Source organism: Paenalcaligenes suwonensis, assembly GCF_011290505.1.
Classification (GTDB): Bacteria; Pseudomonadota; Gammaproteobacteria; order Burkholderiales; family Burkholderiaceae_B; genus Paenalcaligenes; species Paenalcaligenes suwonensis.
The window spans coordinates 1-19,188 of sequence record NZ_JAANPV010000014.1 but is presented as its reverse complement, the minus strand read 5'-3'; the positions used below and the strand labels follow the sequence as shown (position 1 = coordinate 19,188).

Annotated in this window: 15 protein-coding genes and 1 pseudogene; all 16 read left to right on the top strand. The window is 51.7% G+C overall.

The window, feature by feature from the left end; genetic code table 11:
• The first annotated feature begins 57 nt into the window (after positions 1–57).
• The 16 genes and pseudogenes from GY634_RS16560 (at position 58) to GY634_RS17470 (ending at position 19,172) form a co-directional block, all read left to right on the top strand.
• Positions 58–1,062 (top strand): major capsid protein, encoded by a 1,005-nt coding sequence (locus GY634_RS16560; protein ID WP_166409832.1) that lies wholly within the window; start codon positions 58–60, stop codon positions 1,060–1,062.
• 38 nt (positions 1,063–1,100) lie between these two features.
• Positions 1,101–1,484, top strand: coding sequence for a Bbp16 family capsid cement protein (locus GY634_RS16555; protein ID WP_166409831.1), 384 nt, complete (start codon positions 1,101–1,103; stop codon positions 1,482–1,484).
• 10 nt (positions 1,485–1,494) lie between these two features.
• On the top strand, positions 1,495–1,719 hold the full coding sequence (locus GY634_RS16550) for a hypothetical protein (RefSeq protein ID WP_166409830.1): 225 nt from the start codon (positions 1,495–1,497) through the stop codon (positions 1,717–1,719).
• 12 nt (positions 1,720–1,731) lie between these two features.
• A complete protein-coding gene (locus GY634_RS16545; RefSeq protein WP_207625639.1) occupies positions 1,732–2,319 on the top strand; it encodes a phage connector family protein in 588 nt (195 codons plus the stop codon).
• Entirely contained in the window at positions 2,319–4,883 is a 2,565-nt protein-coding gene (locus tag GY634_RS17170; RefSeq protein WP_207625638.1) for a phage nozzle protein, read from the top strand. Before GY634_RS16545 ends, GY634_RS17170 begins: the two co-directional genes overlap by 1 nt.
• Entirely contained in the window at positions 4,880–5,311 is a 432-nt protein-coding gene (locus GY634_RS16540; RefSeq protein ID WP_242683746.1) for an N-acetyltransferase, read from the top strand. Before GY634_RS17170 ends, GY634_RS16540 begins: the two co-directional genes overlap by 4 nt.
• Complete coding sequence (locus tag GY634_RS16535; protein ID WP_166409829.1) at positions 5,311–5,892, top strand: virion core protein, T7 gp14 family; 582 nt, start codon at positions 5,311–5,313, stop codon at positions 5,890–5,892. The genes GY634_RS16540 and GY634_RS16535 overlap by 1 nt, the downstream gene beginning before the upstream one ends.
• Positions 5,893–5,895: 3 nt before the next feature.
• Positions 5,896–8,331, top strand: coding sequence for a hypothetical protein (locus GY634_RS16530; RefSeq protein ID WP_166409828.1), 2,436 nt, complete (start codon positions 5,896–5,898; stop codon positions 8,329–8,331).
• Entirely contained in the window at positions 8,328–10,814 is a 2,487-nt protein-coding gene (locus GY634_RS16525) for a lytic transglycosylase domain-containing protein (RefSeq protein WP_166409827.1), read from the top strand. Before GY634_RS16530 ends, GY634_RS16525 begins: the two co-directional genes overlap by 4 nt.
• Entirely contained in the window at positions 10,814–13,366 is a 2,553-nt protein-coding gene (locus GY634_RS16520; protein ID WP_166409826.1) for a hypothetical protein, read from the top strand. Before GY634_RS16525 ends, GY634_RS16520 begins: the two co-directional genes overlap by 1 nt.
• A gap of 611 nt (positions 13,367–13,977) precedes the next feature.
• Positions 13,978–16,062, top strand: coding sequence for a hypothetical protein (locus GY634_RS16515; protein ID WP_166409825.1), 2,085 nt, complete (start codon positions 13,978–13,980; stop codon positions 16,060–16,062).
• Positions 16,063–16,302: 240 nt separating this feature from the next.
• A complete protein-coding gene (locus tag GY634_RS16510; RefSeq protein WP_166409824.1) occupies positions 16,303–16,761 on the top strand; it encodes a lysozyme in 459 nt (152 codons plus the stop codon).
• On the top strand, positions 16,740–17,228 hold the full coding sequence (locus tag GY634_RS16505) for a lysis system i-spanin subunit Rz (protein ID WP_166409823.1): 489 nt from the start codon (positions 16,740–16,742) through the stop codon (positions 17,226–17,228). The genes GY634_RS16510 and GY634_RS16505 overlap by 22 nt, the downstream gene beginning before the upstream one ends.
• 793 nt (positions 17,229–18,021) lie before the next feature.
• Complete coding sequence (locus GY634_RS17480; RefSeq protein ID WP_423227310.1) at positions 18,022–18,399, top strand: transposase; 378 nt, start codon at positions 18,022–18,024, stop codon at positions 18,397–18,399.
• Entirely contained in the window at positions 18,371–18,688 is a 318-nt protein-coding gene (locus GY634_RS17475; RefSeq protein ID WP_423227309.1) for an IS3 family transposase, read from the top strand. The genes GY634_RS17480 and GY634_RS17475 overlap by 29 nt, the downstream gene beginning before the upstream one ends.
• Positions 18,685–19,172, top strand: a pseudogene (locus tag GY634_RS17470) (IS3 family transposase). Before GY634_RS17475 ends, GY634_RS17470 begins: the two are co-directional and overlap by 4 nt.
• The last annotated feature ends 16 nt before the right edge of the window (positions 19,173–19,188 follow it).

Genomic DNA, 19,188 nt, shown 5'->3' with positions numbered 1-19,188 from the left:
ATGGCCCACAACCCGCTGAAAAGCACCTGTTAATGGCCAACGCCAAGGAGCACACAAATGGCTACTTTATCTATCCAAAACCCAACCATGGCCGATGTGGCCAAGCGCCTAGACCCTAACGGTCAAATCGCCAAGATCGTTGAACTGCTTAGCCAGAACAACGGCATTCTCGAAGACATGACTGCCATCGAGGGCAACCTGCCTACAGGCCACCGCACCACCGTGCGTACCGGTATCCCTACCCCTACATGGCGCAAGCTGTACGGTGGCGTTCAGCCATCCCGCAGCGAAACCGCACAGATCACCGATAACTGCGGGATGCTGGAAGCCTACGCCGAAGTTGATAAAGCGCTGGCTGACCTGAACGGCAACACTGCAGCATTCCGTCTATCTGAAGACTCTGCCCACATCGAGGGCATGAATCAGGAAATGGCGCGCACCCTGATCTATGGTAACGAAGGCACAGACCCAGCCAAGTTCACCGGCTTAGCTGCACGTTACAACGACATGAATGCCCCAAGCGGTGAAAACATCATCAACGGTGGTGGTGCAGGCAACGACAACACTTCTATCTGGCTGGTTGTTTGGGGCCCCAACACCATTCACGGCATCTACCCCAAAGGCTCCAAGGCTGGTTTGTCCATGGAAGATAAAGGCCAAGTCACCGTTGAGAACGTAGACGGCCAAGGCGGTCGCATGGAAGCCTATCGCTCCCACTACAAATGGGATCTGGGTGCCACGGTACGTGACTGGCGTTACGGCGCACGTATCGCAAACATTGATGTTGCCGCACTTAGCAATCCTTCTACCGCTAAAGACGCAACCATGGCGCTGATCGAGTTGATGATCCAAGCGTCTGAGCGCATTCCGAACTTTGGCCAAGGTCGTGCCGCCTGGTACATCAACCGCACTATCCGAGAAAAACTGCGCTTAGGCATTCTGAACAAGATCGCCAACAACCTGACATGGGAAAGCGTAGAAGGTAAGCGCGTGATGATGTTTGACGACATCCCTGTGCGCCGCACCGACGCAATCATGAACACCGAATCCGCTGTTCAGTAACTTTCAACGAGGGGCGATGCCCCTCAACGGAGACCAATATGTATATCGACTCTCGATTAGAACTCTCTACCAAGCAAGTTGTGGCAGCGGCTGGCCCATCTACAAACGCAATTGATGTTGGCGAACCGCGCAAACTTGGCCCCGGTCAGCCTATGTATGTGGTGGTGCAAACAGATGCTGTAGTAGCTGCTGACGTAACGGTAGCTGTCCAGACTGCTGACGCCGCAGGCTTTGCCGGTGCCGCTGACATTGCTTCTGTGCTGATTCCTGCCAACACCCCTGCTGGCGCACGTTTTGTTATTGGCTTCCCGTACACAAGCAAGCGCTTCCTACGCCTGAACTACGACGCCGCCATCACCGCGTCTGCATGGCTCACCTCTCAAGAGCCTCAGTCTTGGGAATCGTACCCAGCTCAAGTGTAAGGACGTGACCATGAAAGTACGTGCAATTAAACCCGGCTTCTTCGCTGGCTCCATCAAAAACGTTAATGACGAGTTTGATGTGCCAGAAGGCAGTAAAGCGAAGTGGTTTGTGCCGGTCGCCGATTCAAACGAGCCCGCCGCTGATGAAAAGCCAGCGAAGGGAAACCAACGTGGCGGTGGCTCTCGCCAGAAGACCGATTCAAACGAGCCCGCCGCCGGCAGCACCTCGCCATAACGGAGTAAAGCCATGGCTGTTTCTAAAGTAGCCATAGCAAACCGCGCGCTCACCAAGCTAGGTGCAGCGCGCATCATTGCTTTGGATGATGACTCAAAGGCCTCTAACACAATGGACTCTATGTTCGATATTGTGTGTGAGGCCGAACTGCGTGCAAATGTCTGGCACTTTGCCAAAGCACGCGCCGAACTCCCTGCGCTTTCTGAGCGTCCCGCCTTTGGCTACAGCCATCAATTCCAACTGCCTGCGGATTACCTGCGCATTGTTCAGGTTGGTAGCCCTCAGTTTGTAGGCACTCCCGGTATTAAAGGCCGCTATAGCATTGAAGGTCGTCGCATCCTAATCGACCACGAAGGCCCTTTACGCGTCCGCTACATACGCAAGATCAGCGACCCAACACTTTTTGATGCCCTATTCGTAGAGGCTTTGGCATGCCGTCTGGCTGCTGAATCGTGCGAGGCAATTACCAACTCAAACTCTAAAAAGCAGGCCATGTGGGAAGAGTACGGCCAAGCTCTAACGGTCGCACGCCGTGCTAACGCTATTGAACGCCCTGCTCTGGCTATGTCTGACGATACGTGGTTGGAGGCGCGTAACTAATGGCTAAAGAAACTCCTATTCTGCAAACCTTTGACGGCGGCGAAATGTCGCCGCTAATGGGTGGTCGCACCGATCTGGCTAAGTATTTCAATAGCTGCAGCGTTCTACAGAACTTCTTGCCGCTGGTACAAGGCCCCTTGGTTCGTCGCGGTGGTACCCAATACATCAACCCCGTTAAGGCAGGTCGTGCTTGGCTGCTGCGCTTCCAAGTATCTGAGCGCGTAGCCTATATGCTGGAGGTAGGCCCTCATTACATCCGCTTTTACACAAACCACGGTTTGCTGGCACCCAACGGAAACCCTGTAGAGGTTGCCACTCCATACTCTGCCGAAGACCTTACCGATAGCAACGGCTTGTTTGTACTGCGTGCCGTACAGTCTGCGGACACTATGTATTTGCTGCACCCTAGGCACTCACCCAGAAAACTTCTACGCTTAACCCCTGAAACGTTCGATCTGAAAACGGTAGAGCTACAAGGCGGCCCGTACCAAGACCTGAATACCGACAAAGCCTCAACGATCACCGCCAGCGGCATAGAAGGCACAGTCACACTGACGGCCTCTAAGTCAATATTCACGCCTGCAATGGTAGGTACAAGCATCTACCTTGAATCCTCGGACTTCTCTGCTGTGCGCCCTTGGGCTGTGTATCAGCGCATCAACGTAGGTGAACTGCGCCGCGTTGATATGCGCGTTTACCGGTGCACTGCCGTAGGTGTTGGCAATGCCCCTGTCACCGGAAACAACACGCCAATCCACACAGAAGGCAGCGCATGGGATGGTGACGGTATCGACATTCCCGACGATCAACGCGGCCCTATTGGTGTGGAGTGGGTATACCTACATGACAGTTCTGGCGAAGTGCGCATCACTGCGGTCAACAGCCAAACCTCGGCTACTGGTGAGGTTGTACGCCAGTTACCACACGATATTGTTCCAACGATCAGCTCTTTCACGCGAGAGATCAGAATCGCTAGCGGTCAGATTGCTGGAACAGGATCTGGCAGACACGCCGTGATTACCACTGGTGAGCCTCACGGGCTTTCTAATGGTATGACCGTGCAGTTGATTGGCACTGTAGTTATCACTGATCCAGAGCCACCAGCAGCCACAACAACGATAGACGGCTCGTACCAAATCTACGATGCAACCTCCAGCAGCTTTAAGGTATCTCTACCAATGGCGTTATCGGGTGTATATGCCCAAGGCTCTATTGCTAAGGTCGTTCACACCACTACTTACGACACCGGCAACGCTACTCACAAATGGGCTAAGAGCCTATACAACCAAGACGATGGATGGCCTGAGCATGGTGCTTTCTGGCGCCAGCGTCTGGTGCTAATTCGTGGCCGTAAGGTTTCCATGAGTGTTGTGGGAGACTTTGAGAACTTCGCATCCAAGGTAGGTGGCGAGGTTGAAACCGACTCAGCAATCGTACAAACGCTTAATGCGAGGCAGATTAACCGTGTTGTGTGGGCCGTTGAGTCTGATGAGCTGATTCTTGGTACCGACGGTGACGAATGGTTGATTGGCCCTATCCAGTCTAACCAGGCGGTAGGCCCCGCAAACATCCGAGCAGAACGCCGCACCACATACGGCTCCCGCTCCATCATGCCCGTTGAAGTGGGTGGCCGCGTTCTATTCGTCCAAGCATCAGGCCAGAAACTGCGTGACTATGTTTTTAACTACGACACCAACAACTACGCCTCAAACGACACAACCAAATTAGCTGAGCATGTGCTGCGCTCTGGCGCTGTTGACCTAAGCTATCAACAAGAACCTGACTCCATTATTTGGCTGGCCAGCACTGACGGCACCCTCGTTGGCTGCACTTACGATCAAGAGCCAGGTCGCAGTGATGTATACGCCTGGCACTCGCACCCCATGACAAATGGATGGGTTGAAGCCATTGAGGCAATGCCAGCCCCAAATGGCGGCAGTGACGACCTATGGATGATTGTTCGCCGTGAAATCAACGGGCAGTCTGTACGGTACGTTGAGCTGCTACGTAAGCCCTTAGGCAATAACGAAGATCACCGCGAGGCTTTCTACCTCGATTGCGGCCTTACCTACAGAGGGCCAGAAGCAACCTCCATATCAGGACTAGACCACCTAGAAGGCCAAACAGTGCAAGTGCTGGTCGATGGTGCAGCATCCCCTGATCAGGTCGTAGAGGGCGGCAAGATTGAACTGCAATATGGCGGCTCTATCGTTCACGTTGGCCTACCTGCTCCGTGCGCTATGGCAACCATGAGCCTAGAGGCTGGAGCCACAAACGGCACAGCACAAGGAAAGATCAAACGGCTCACAAACGTCATCGTCCGTATGCTGAATAGCCTTGGCGGGAATCTTGGTCCATCACCAGACAATCTAGAAACACTGAATTTCCGCAGACCATCGCAGCGCATGAATAACCCTCCTCCGCTATTTACTGGCGATACCGAGCCGATCCCATGGCGCGGTGATTATGAGCGTGATGCACGTATTTGGTACACGAACGATCAACCTCTTCCCGTAACCCTACTGGCCATCATGCCGGTGATTTCTACGAGTGACGACCGATGATCAAAATTGTTGCCCTAGAAGTCGAACACATACTGGCCGTGCAACTACAGCAAGCACAGGCCTACGCTATCCCTATAGTAACAGCCGAGCATGCCCATGCCTTGGTTCAGGCTAACGGCGTAGGCTGGGCTGCTTTGGATGATGACGGAAACGCTACTGCTTGCGCTGGCATCATCGAAATGCACCAACAGCGCGGTATGGCGTGGGCGCTTATATCTGAAGCCGCTCTAAAACAATTCAAAACCCTGCATCGCGTCATTTCTGCTGTTGTTCGCTCCGCCCCATGGAAACGAATAGAAATGACGGTTGATAGCCAACATACAGCAGGCATCGCATGGGCTGAGCGTTTGGGCTTTAAACGTGAAGGCCTTATGACCGCTTACACCCCGGACGGTCGGGACTGCTTTCTCTACGCAAAGGTGAAGTAATGGATCCATTTACAGCAGCCCTTATCGGGTCTACAGCGCTACAGGCTGGTGGCGCCATCATGCAAGGCAACCAGCAAGCAGCAAGCTACAAGCAACAAGCCAAAGCGTCTGAGCGTAACGCCAAGCTATCGGACATACAGGCACGCCAAGCCTACGATGCTGGCCTACAGAACGAGCTTGCTCAACGTCGCAGTTCAAGCCAGCAGCAGGCTGAGGTACGTGCCTCTGTGGCGGAATCTGGCTTTGATGCCGGCAGCGGTTCTGCCCTTGCCATCCAGCAGCAATCAGCCAGAGACATGGAGATGGATGCTCTGCAAACACGCTACCAAGCCTTGCTACAAGGTAGTGCCTTTGAACAGCAAGCTGTAAACGACCGCTACGCCGCAGAAACACTGCGCCAATCTGGTAAGAATGCCCGCCGTGCTGGTTTCTTGAGTGCGGCAACTAGCGTTCTATCTGGTGCTGCTGGCTACGGTATGGCTGCAAAGGCTGGTGGCACAGCCGCAGGCGCAGCCAATAAAGCTGGCGGCGTGAAACTGCTAGGCGTACGTGCTGGCAACGCTTCACAGTATTGGAGATAAAACATGGCAACACGTATTCCTATCCCTCTTGGACAGCAACGCATCTCCACACCCAACATGCCTGTGGCTCGCACTCCGATGGTTAGCGTTGATGACGCAACCGGTAGAGCTGTAGCAGGTATGGGGCAAGCGGTTGGGCAGATTGGTCAAGCTGTAGAGCGCCAACAAAAAGAAGAGGCCATCGCGTGGGCCTCTAAAGCTAGCTCTACGGACCAAATCAAGTGGATGACTCGACTAGAAGAGCTAAAACTAACGGCTGAGCCTGGTGCTCCAGAATTCACACCGCGCTTACTCAAAGAATATGATGAGTACGCGGCACAAGCTTTAGAGAATGCACCCGCAGAAGCGCGTCGTTTCTATGAGGCCGACATGGATCGTCGGCGCGTATATCTCGTCTCCCAAGCTCTGCCCTTCGAGTCTGCACAAATGCGTCTTCATACGGAGTCGCAGTACACGTCTGGGCGAGAGGCTGATGCTCGTTCTATCGCACTTGACCCATTGCTTTATGACGAGCTTCGAGCCAGACATCTAGCAACACTGAACTCATCCTCTCTTCCGGGCGCTGTTAAAACAAAACTCACCGGCGAAGCAGAGTCCACCATGGCATATGCCGCTGGTACCGCCATGATTGACCGCGACCCACACGGCGCAGTGACTGCGATGGAAGCAGCCGCACGCGGCGAGGCTACGGCAGGCTTTAATTGGATACACCGTCTTGATGCCGACAAAATCCAGCAGCTCCGTACACGCGCACAAACACAAGCAGACCGCATTGATAACCGCGCACGGGCAGAACAAGATAAAGCCGATGCGCGTGCGGTGCGTGCCATTGGTGAAATTGATCGCCAGATAGCAACCGGCATCCCCGCTACTACTGACGACATGCTGCGCTGGGCCGGCATGGTTTCAGGAACCGAGTACGAACAATCCTACCGTGACCTACTAAAAGGTCAGCAGGAAGTGCAAGATGTGCTGCGGATGCCTATCCCTGATCAGCAAGCGTACTTACTGCAACGCAGTCAGCAACTGCAAAACACAGGCGGCAACACCACTGACATAGCGAACCTGAACCGAATCCAGAATGCCATAGAGGCCAACACCAAGCTACTTCAAGACTCGCCCCTGTCGTGGGTAGAACAACGTGCTGCACAGCCTATTGAGCCTCTAGATCTTGCATCACTAGGTACACAGGATGGTGTTTCTTCTGTTGGCCAGGCTCTTCGTGATCGAGCAGACCTAATACGTGGCATGCAGGAAAACAACCCAGCAGGGTTAGTGCAAATGCGTCCGCTCCTGGACTCCGAGACCCAAGCAATAGAAAACGCCTTTAAAGAAGGTAACGCACGACAGAAGCGTGAGATGCTTGGAGCCCTATATTGGGCTGCTGGTGACCAAGACACATTCCAAGGCATTACTGAACAGGTGGAAAGCATCAATCCTTTCATGGCACGCATGGGACAGCTTGCCAGTAGCTATGAACAAGCCAAGCTAACTGATTACTGGTTTAGTTCTGACGTAGTGCAATCTGCTGGTGATGCTGCAGCTACCGCCATTCATGGCGATGAAATACTACGTGCCGGCGGCAAATCCGGAACAATCAACTATCCAGTACCGAAAGACACTGAGTTTGTGCAAGCAATAGAGGATAAGGTGGGCGATCTATACAGAGGCTTGGTTGGTGGCGACAGCTCCGCAGTTGAGTTCATGCAGGACGCCTACGCAGTAAAATCCTATTACGTTGGACGCGCGGCACAGGACGGCAGTTTATCACCCGACATTGATACTGACAGACTAGAGCAAGCGATAACCGCTGTACTTGGTGATCCTGTTGATTTCAATGATCAAGGCCGTGTGCTTGCACCATGGGGGATGGATTCGGACACATTCACATCGCGAGCAAACTCAGCTCTTACCCGAGAAATTCAACAACGTAATCTTGGTGAGCAGCTTGGGCAGTCTATTGGCAGTATCGGCCTTATTCCCATCGGCTCTGGTGCTTACGCTGCCACACTGGGTAGTCAGCCTCTAATGGACCCAAACACTGGCGATCTAATCTTGATCCATATGTCGCCTGATGCAGATATGGGCAGGGACTCGTTTGGGCAATCTATCTCAGATTTCATTCCCTCCCAGATCAGCAATACACCAAATAGCATCATCGAACCAGGAAATATTGATCTAAATACTAGGCCTGTGGTGCACAACCAAGATGGCAGCGTCAGCACTGTGCGGTCGATATCTATTGAAGAAGATGGTGTAGAGGTTTTAATCCCAACAATCTCTGATGAGGGAAAAGCCCTTTCCGAGGATGAGGCTATCGAACTATACCGCAAAACAGGCAGGCACCTAGGGAAGTTCAGAAGCCAAGAGGCTGCGACCAGTTATGCAGAACAACTGCATGCTGATCAAGAGAGAATGTATGGGGGTAAGCGCTCATGAACACCATAAATCAAAAACGGCTACAGGCATTACGCGCCACAGCAAGAACACCAGAACAAATCATCAACCAGTCAGAGCCGGGTGTTATGTCCGGCGCACTATCAGCCATTCCTCAAGGTGTAGTAACTGGTGTCGCTCAGGTAGAAGGGTTGATTGCCGGTGCCGCAGAAACTGCATACCAGCCAGTACTGAATGCTATAGAAAGCACTACAGGCATCACGCCATGGAACCCCTTTACATCTATACGGGGGCAAGCTGATACATGGGCGCAGCAATATAAACCTGACCCTTTAACTACCGGCATGGTTGGTCAAGTGATGTTCGATGTGTCCCGCGTGATGACTCAGGTGGGTGTTGGTGCAGCAGCCAATATTGTCACAGGTGGTGCCGCAGGATCTGCCATGTTTGCTGGCGCTGCTACCACTGGCGCCGCCTCTGGTCGAGCAACATTCCAAGACATGACCAGCAAAGGAGTTGATGCTGGTACCGCTGCAAACATTGGTTTTATTGATGCACTTACCATTGGCGGTGGTGTCATGATGCCAGCAGCCATAGGCGCCAAAGCATTGGCGACCCCGTTCAATATAGCAGGCGCAGGGATGAGCCGAGGCGCTTACTATGGAGCAAACGTAACCTATGGCGCAGCAAGCAACGTTGCATTAGGTGCCGCACAACGTGGTGCCACTCAAGAGTTGCTAGAATCCGGTGGCTACACAGCAATGGCACAACAGTACGCTCCGCTTGATGCTGCTTCTGTTACCGCAGAGGCAATACTAGGCGCAGCCTTTGGTGCCATAGGTGCCAGATCAGGCCTGCCAAATGCAGCCGAACAAGCGGCAATAGATGCCTCACTAGTAGCGCGCGATGCAAAGCACACAGCTATCGACACAGCGCCTGGCATCCCCTCAGACCCAAGCACAGCCGCAGCACACAGTAAATCGCTTGATGCAGCAACCCGGCAACTGCTTAGCGGTGAACCGGTTAACGTATCCCAAACAGGCATTACCGATGGCGCGTTCGTATCACGCCCACGATCACTAGAAGCATCGGAGGCTGCAAGGGCTGAGTACCTTATGGATTTCTCCCCTGCTGATCGTTACACGCCTAGCGCCCGCATCACAGCCCTGCCTCTTGAGCAGCGAACCAACCTGCGCTTTGATGCGCCAGAACTTAATGAGTATGCAGCACAGGTAGAGCAACAGTATGGTTTGCCTGCTGGCCTGCTTAATGCGCTCAAAAATGCAGGCGAACGTAGTAACAGTAACCAAGTAAGCCCTGTTGGTGCGCGAGGCGTGATGCAGTTCATGCCTGAGAACCTGCGCAAATACGGCGTTGCTGATCCATCCGACCCCGTGCAGATGATTGATGCTGCTGGTCGTTACTTACGAGACACTATGCGTCAGTATGGTGGTCATGTTGATGCAGTTATCGCTGATTACAACGGGGGACCACGGCAAGCCAAAGAAGTGCTGGCAGGACGTCAACCAAAGGCAGCAGAAACACAGGCCTATCTACGCCGCGTACGTGAATGGCTAGGCCGTGATAGCTCAGCACAACGAGCTGATCCCTCTCCCCTACCGCACACACCAGAGACATACACTGGCGTCACACGTACACCTACCATCTCTACAGAGCAGGCTAATGCAGCTAGAGCTATTGATACTGAACTTCTCAACTTAGAGACAGAGCGTGCAAGGCTTATCGCTGGAGCCGGCAACGAGGCAGAACTTAGGCAAATCACAACCGTGCGTGACGAGCTGGGCACACTTCAACAGCAGCGCACCGCCATTGCTGATAGCGATCCTCGAACGCTTGCTAAAGAGATCCAAGCATCGACGCCACGTACTAGCTACAAAGAAGCGCTCAGTACGGCCAAACGTCAACGCGGGACAGAGGTTGCCGAGTTGGATTCACGCATTGAACGCTTAGAGGGCATGCTCCGAGACAACAAGCAAGCCAACGAAACAGCGCAACGATTAGCCAAGATAGACGAACAGGCCGCAGTCCTACGTGAAAACCGTGCATCTATAGATACGCCACCAATCATTGAACAACCTATTATTGCAGCAGTACGCAACGCTTTAAACGATATGGGCTCGTCTGAGCCCAATTACCTACCTATGGACTCCGGCATGCCTAGCGGTGCTTCGCCTGCTGCGATACAGGCTAGAGCCAACGCGCAACCCGCGCCAACAACTAGGGCACCAGCACGCACCCAACCAGAAGCACAACCAACGCTAGACAGTAGACCTGTCACCGAATCCCCTCGCCCGCTCAACGCAATAGACGATCCAGAAACTAATGCTGGTCTGGCCTTGTTAGATGAAAAAGGCGACATCATCGTACCCATTGAAATGGAAGGCGGTGAGGTAGTTAACGTATCACTGCGTCAGGCGCTTGCCGATGCAGATGCAGAACTTCAATACAGCACACCAAAAGCTTTCAATGCTGCCGTGGTGTGCGCACTAACAAGAGGTGCCTAATGCGCGCAGAATGTATAGATGCAGTGTCTCAGGCTATTGGCCGAAGAATTACACAAGCAGAAGCTGAAAACATTGAAGGCCGTATCACCCAAGCTATGCGACGACTAGCAATGGAGGATCGCTCAAAGTGGCGTGCCATGACTGAGGGCGAGCGGTTCATGGCGGCAGCTGATCGCGCCGCACGTGACGTTGAGGCTGATGCCGCGCTAAAAAGAAGGCGCGTAGCATTGACCGCTCTACGACATGATGCTGTTCAGAGTTACCTCACGAATTCGTCCCACACTGAGATGGATGCCCTAAACAGAATGCTCGCGTTTCATAGCGACGGTAAGAGCGGCACCATCTCCATAGAAAGCATGGCCAATGCTATCCGTGATGATGCATTGGGTTCCGTCCTAGAGGCGATAGATGCCACAAAAGGTGGCTTACTGGGAGTCTTTACGAACAAGCAAGGCGTGCTTGATCTTGTGACGGAGTTACGCGGAGGCGACTCTGGCAACCCTGTAGCTAAAACTGGTGCTAAGCAATACGCTGAAACAGCAGAGCTTCTACGGCAGCGATTCAACCGCGCCGGCGGCAACATAGGCAGACTTGAGGATTGGGGGATGCCGCAATCTCACAGCCAGCACTTAGCGGCAAAGGCAGGTAGAGATCAGTGGGTTCAGGATTATCTAGGCTGGATTGACCGCCAACGCTACACGAACCCTAACGGTTCGATGATGGACGATGCACAACTTATAGAGTTTCTACAGGAGTCATGGAGCACCATTGCCACCAATGGCGCCAACAAGATTGAGCCAGGTAAAGCAACGGGTAACGGTATGCGAGGCAACCGTGGCAGCGCTGAACGCCAGATCCACTTTAAAGATGCTGAGTCCTATATTGAAGCGCAGCAGAAATACAGCGAAACACCTATGCTGCAAAGTATGCTTAACCACATAGACATGATGGCACGTGATATTGCTCTGGTAGAGGCATTAGGCCCTAACCCCAATAATATGATGCGTTACTGGATTGATTTTGCTAAAAAGAACATGACCGAGCGAGATCCGTTATTGGCCAATAAAATCGACAACCAAGCCACCAAGCTAGAAACTCTCTACAACGAGATCTCCGGTGCGCGTAGCCTTGCCGTGTCGGATGCGATGGCATCTACTTTTGATACCTACCGAGCACTAAACGTAGCAAGCAGGCTTGGATCCGCTGCTCTAACAGCCATCTCAGATATAGGTACGCAAACGATGACCTCTATCTATAACGGGATTCCGATCACGCGCCTGTACATGAACGAGCTGCGTAGCCTTAACCCTGCCAGCTCAACCGATAGGCGCACAGCTTTACGTGCTGGGCTTGGCATTCAACAGTTTATTGGATCCATGAACCGGTGGGGTGTGGACGGCCTGCAGCAAGATGCGCATATGTCTGGCCGTATATCCCGCTATGCTCAGGGTGCCGCAGCAGGTTTGATGAAGTTTTCAGGCTTGAACGCCCTGTCACGCGCCGGCCAACAAGCCTACTCATCAGTAATGATGGACAGCCTAGGTGAAATGTCACGAACACTAGGTAGCATGGCCGATGCTAAAACAGGGCAATTCCGTAAACTCGCTGAGCGCGCCAAAGAATACGGTATTACTGACGCTGACTTTTCTGTGTGGAAACTCGCTCAGCCCGAAGACTGGCGCGGCATGGGCGATACCGTACTGACTGCACAGAGCATCTACAAAATACCTGATGCAGCCTTAAAGCCAATTGCAGACCAAGCAGGTATATCTACTCAGGTCCTACGCGACCAAGCCGCTACTCGTATGATGGCATTCGTTAATGCTGAAACCAGCATGGCCGTGATTGAGACACCAACAGCCAGAGAGCGAGTGGCAATCTATGGAAGGTTTGGTAAAGAGCGCGGCAGCTTGCCAACCGAGCTATACCGATCTGCAATGCAGTTCAAGAGCTTCCCGATCGCTATCATGATGCGACACGGAAGCCGTGCAATGGGCCAAGCGAAAGGCATTGGGAAAGCCTCCTACATCGCTAGTTTGGTTACTCTAACTTCTGTGTTTGGTGGCCTAGCGGTACAAGTCAATGAGGTGGCTTCTGGTCGTGACCCGCTAGATATGACTGAGCTCAAGTTTTTGGGGAAAGCATTCCTCAAAGGCGGCGCGCTCGGCCTGTATGCTGACTTCCTTTTCTCAGATCAAACACAATACGGCTCATCAATCGCCAGTGTGCTTGGTGGCCCCATACTTGGAGATGCTGACGACTTCTTAAAACTCACTATGGGTAGCGTACAGAAAGCAGCGGACGGCAAAGAAACAGACGCAGGCGCGCGTGCTGTGCGGTTCCTTAAAGGCAAGGTGCCATTCGCTAACCTCTGGTACACAAAGGCCGCAACTGATCGGATGATCTTCAACCAGTTGCAGGAAATGGCATCGCCTGGTTATCTGCGACGCATGGAGCGCCGCGCACGTAAGGAATTCAAGCAGGATTACTTTGCTTCACCAGATGGGCGCAGGCTGAGAGCGCCTAATCTTGGGAGGGCTTTCGGGAGATAGCTATGTATACTAATCTAATCCTGAAACCAAGTAACTGAGATTATGAAAAAGTACATATATGCGGCGCTGCTCTGTATGCTTTTTTTTAGTGGGGCCCAAGCACAAAGCTCTCAAGCTCCACCGAACATGAGAGAAGGAATTGAGGCTACGAACGCGGCCTATGCAATGTATGCTTCTTGCGTGGCTTGGCACGTCGACAGATACATTAAAGGTGATTTTCAACCAAGAGATATTGTAGATGCAGCAGTCTCAAAATGCGGTGAAGAAGCAAATGAACATGAAAGAGTTGCAATGCAATCCCTCCTTAGTCTTGGCATTCCTTTTGGTATGGCTCAAGCCAGATCAAGTGAGTTGCATCGAGATCGGTTGGAAGCAGTAAGAGTAGCCGCAATAGCCAGAGTGCTAGACGCAAGATCCCCATAGTCCTCCCCTAAAGACCCGCATCCGTAAAACGGAAAAGCTCCGCAGATAACAGTCTGACGGAGCTTTTTCTTATATATCACACACTAACAGCAGACCTCTGGTTTAACGGTCTGCCGAACCAGCACTGAGCTTTCTCATTCCACCTCAATAGTTAATTTCGCACTAAAGTACGCGCGCGCGCATAGATCATGACTGGCATTATCCCAGAGAGTTTGCCAGCCATGACTGTACCTTCAGAACAATCCCGCATCCAGTACACCACTGACGGCACATCGGTATCATTCCCTGTGCCCTTCCGGTTTCTCAATGCCGCCCATTTACAGGTAGCACGCCAACATAACGATAAGTCATCCATTCTAGAACTTGGCGTTGACTATAGCGTGTCTGGTGTAGGCAATCAGGCAGGCGGCACTATTACGACCACGACTACCCTGCCCGCTGGTGACACTATCAGCATTGAGCGCGTCGTACCGATCACGCAAGAAACAGCCTACCAGCGTAACGACCCGTTTCCTGAACGAGCTCACGAACAAGCTTTAGACAAGCTGACCATGATCTGCCAGATGTTGGGTGGCGTACTAGGTCTAACTCCCGGCTCAATCAATCGCGCTCTGCTACTTGGTGCTGCGGATATTGACGGTTCAGGTGCTTACCGTGCTAACGGAAATCGAATCCAAGATGTAGGAGATCCCGTTTTAGCTCTAGATGCGATCAATAAAAAAACCCTTTTAGAGTACCTAGCAAATCTTTCCGTAGATGGGTCAGGACAATTTGTCGTTGAGCGCTTAGCTGATGCCTCCGATCCTGATGGCGGTACAAATATGATCGCTTGGAAAAGAGATACTCTGCCAAAGTTTAAATCCAACAACCTCACACAAACACTTAACGCAACACGCGTTAATGTCTGGGAGTTTCAGCACCTGATCTCAGACCGTCCCAACCTTCTTGATTTTTCGAGTTGGGACTGGCACCCGGCTTTTCAAGCTGCTGCCTTAACAAACTTGGCAGTTGACACCCCTGAAGGCGGTTATACGCTTAAGTCACCAGTTAAATACACATCTAAAAACTCATTTTCTGGTCGCGGCATACGTAGAACCAATATCTATTACAAAGGCCAAGCAGGTACTAGCGCATTTGAGCATGAGTACACGGGGGACGGATCCGATCAATGGCCAGGACGAGTCACTTTCTCTGATATGACAATTCATGGTGACGGAGATGGGCATCGAGGAGCTAATGCCGTAGTTGGTGGAATTTCATGTGGCGATGATCTGCCTCACCTGGTAAATATCCCCTATTACACTATTCAGAAAGTTGAGTTCCGGCGATGCAAAACAGGATTGTATCTTGAGGGGTATGGCCACACTCTGATCGATGTATGGGCTGAGCAGTGCTTTACGGGCATAGAGTTTGTTCATCCAGAACAGAACGTGCTGATTAACTGCTGGGCAAACTACTGCGATACAGGCTTAATCGTAAACAAGCGCAAGCTCAAATATGGGCACCGGATGAACATTATCGGTGGCGCGTTCCAGCGTTGTCGTGTGGGTATGGAACTCTGGAACTTTGGTGAAGCGGATATCAATACATACTTCGAGCTAAACGAACTGGCTGACATCCAGCTTGGAGATATGAATGACGGCAACAACTACCACAAAGGCTGCAAGAATACGAAGATACGTAGCAACACCGTTGGTAATAGTGACCCAGCATCACGTGGAACCATTCAGGGATATGCGTCTGTTGGTCTAGATGTCGACTTTGTTTTTGTTGGCTCTAGCGCAGGACGAACTCAGCCAAACGTATATACAAACGGGTCATCCAAGTACACGGTTGTTCAGTACAACAAAGAGGCAGTGGGAAGTACAAATCCATGGGTCTTTGAGGGGTACTCAGCCTCGAAATCGTATGCCCATCCCATTGGGGAGTCTGGCGAAGAGGTACGCATAACTTTGGAAAGCGGCGTAACAGGAGAGTTAGGTAGTACACCAAGCGTTAGAAAAACGTCAGCAAATACTGCGCTACTCACGATCAACGCAAGATGCAACTCCTCAACAAGAAGCAGGCTCGGCGTACTACCCGCAGGGTTCCGACCAAGCTCGCCACAATCATTTGCTTGTGCTGCGTACAACACCGCCTCTGGGTCTTGGTTTCAAAACCCCGCAACGATGCAGATCAACATATCTGGGGAAATTGTATTCACAAACTCAACATACTCAAAAGACTCGATCATAAACCTTGTGTGTGAAATCCCACTGAGAGTGGATGCCTAATGGAGGCCGCTATGCCCCAAAGGAATTTAAGAATGAATAGCGATGGAGTTAATTTCGCCATTACCACGGGGGGCGGGGTCCTTGCTTGGTGGCTTGCCGCATTTAGCGCGCTATTGCCTGTGTTGTGGGTGATCTACGTGTTGTGCTTGATTATCGCAAAGCTACCAGAGGTCCACCGTTCCATAGTCCGCATTTCAATTTGCGTACAAGGTCGCTGGAATAGATTTAAGGAGTGGAAGCGTGGATCTAAAAACTAAGATTGGTGGTGGAGTTATTGCCGCTGCAGTGGGTCTAGTTGCGGCTTGGGAGGGGCGCTCGCTTGTGGCCTATGTTGATCCGGTTGGTATTCCAACGATCTGCGAAGGCTACACACATGGCGTAAAGATGGGAGACGTGGCCACACCAGAACGGTGCGACGCGCTAACAGAGCAAGAGGTGCGTAAAGCCCTGTCTGTGGTTGATGGCTCGACGCCTAGGCAGTTGCCGGATGGCGTACGTGTTGCATTGGCCAGTTTTGTCTACAACGTGGGAGCTGGTGCTTATGGCGGCTCCACTCTCGTACGTAAGCTAAAGGCTGGTGATCTGGTTGGTGCCTGCCGTGAACTACCTCGATGGTCATACGCTGGTGGTAAGAAGCTGCGCGGCCTTGAGCGACGCAGGCAAGCGGAGATGCAGATATGTCTATCCGGCCTACGGTAATCACAGGTGCTGCTACTGCCCTACTCTCTGGCCTGCTTATTTGGCAAGTTCAGGGATGGAGGTACTCGTCACAACTCGCAGAGCAGCAAAGTGCACATGATCGAGTCATGACTGTTCTGGCAACCGAAGCACTTAATCAACAGAAACAAAGGCAGGCTGCGGCAGATACTAAGCAAGCCGAGTTCTCTTTGTACGAAGCTCAATTATGGGGGGAATTAAGAAATGCGGAATATGAGAATGACCGGCTGCGCGTTCTGGTTGGCAATGGGGCTCACGGGCTGCGCGTCAACGCAACCTGCCCTGCAACCAACTCCGGTAGACTGTCCGACACCAGCACCAGTACCAGCATGGGTAATGGAGCCACCGCCGAACTTAATAAAGATGCTCGACAAGATTATTACGCCCTACGAAAAGGCATCGAGCTAGTGACGCGTCAGCTTCTTGTTTGCCAAGAAAAGCTGCGCTAAATGATGGTGTGTCCAAAATGTGCCCATAGTAGATATCAATAGACACTAAAAGACGTATATCTGCTACCATTTATTAGCTGGCTGGCGCTGTAAACGGTTGATTTAAAAGGCTATTAAATTACATCTACTTATGGTGTGCGTGACTCATAATCCGTTGGTCGCTGGTTCAAGTCCAGCTGGGCCCACCATATACTTCCAATAAATTAATGGCTTGCAGAAATGCAGGCCATTTTTTTATGTGCGAAAAACGTCAAATATTAGACAGTGTCTAATATCCAGTACGCTTTATTCTGGTGCTGAACATACCTTCTCAAGCAACTGTATTAACTCGGAATGTAGCGGGATCATAATCCGCATGTACCCTTTTCGAATCAGGGATGAGCCACCTAGATACAAAATGGCCTACATTGCTGTAGGCCATTTTTTTGCTCCGCAATTATAGGTGCACTCCGCAAAAGCAAAAATAACGAGAATTCGCTTTCTGCTTTAATCAATCAACATAGTGGCATCGGCCGGTAGAAATTAAACCCGTGTCCAGCGCATCTTGCCAGAGTCGTTAACACTTCAACTTCAATGGCTTACACAGACGATTTTGCCACCCCATCGGGGTGACTTGAGGTGGTTTTTATAAAAAGAGAAACCTCTTTTCATACCTACTCATAGATGAATGAGATGAACTTGGACCGTTACTCGGCGTCACTCTGCCACCTGATACATACTCTTATCTTAGCTTGAATCGACCAGGGTTTAGTAGATACTCTTTAGCCTCATAATACTCACAGAGGAGAAGATTATGAGTCATGTACGATTCACCGAAGAATTCAAGCTAGAAGCCATCAAACAAGTGACCGAATACAAGAGGTCGGTGGCTGATGTTGCGCAACGTCTGGGAGTCTCAACGCACAGCATCTATGTTTGGCTCAAGCGCTATGCCAAGCCTGTCGAGCAGCGTCAGCAGGAATTGGCTGATGCAGCTGAACTGCGTCAACTTCGCCTCGAGGTCAAACGCCTAACCGAAGAGCGAGATATTCTAAAAAAGGCCGCCGCGTACTTTGCAAGGAGTCCGGCTAAAGTACGCGTTTATCCAGCAGCTTTCGACCTGCTACGCAGTACTGCGGCTCTGCCAAGTTCTGGGCGTTCATGTGAGTGGTTACTATGCTTGGCTGCGTAACCCCCATAGCCAACGATATTACGAGGACCAACGCTTGCTAGCACTACTGAAGCCCTCTTGGCTTGAGAGTGGGCGAGTTTATGGATACCGCAAGGTACACCATGATTTACGGGCTTTAGGAGAGAGCTGTAGTCGCCATCGCGTGGCACGGCTGATGCGTGCTCAGGGCTGGCACGCGCAGGTTGGGTATCGTCGTCGGCCTGGTTGTCATGTAGGCGTTACGCATAACGTGGTAACCAATGCCTTGGATAGGCAGTTGATGTACCTACTCCAAATAAAGTTTGGGTGACAGACATTACCTATATCCGCACTCATGAAGGCTGGTTGTATTTAGCCGTTGTAGTTGACTTGTTTTCTCGCAAGTCGTCGGGTGGTCAATGGACTCACGTATGGGCAAAGACTTGGTCTTGCAAGCACTGCTAGCGGCAGTGTGGCGTCGTAAACCCAAACAAAGCGTCATGGTGCACTCTGATCAAGGCAGTCAGTTTACAAGCCATGAATGGGCGGCTTTTCTTGCAGCACATAACTTGCAACCGAGCATGAGCAGACGAGGAAATTGCCACGACAATGCTGTGGCCGAAAGCTTCTTCCAGTTACTGAAACGAGAACGTATCAAACGTAAAATCTACAACACAAGAAACTTAGCTCGTCAGGATATCTTCGACTATATCGAGATGTTCTACAATCCGGTTCGCCGACATAGTCATGCCGCGAATCTTTCACCTGTACACTACGAACAGCAATATTTTTCTGAGGCAACGAAGTATCTATAAAAGTCTGGTCGATTCA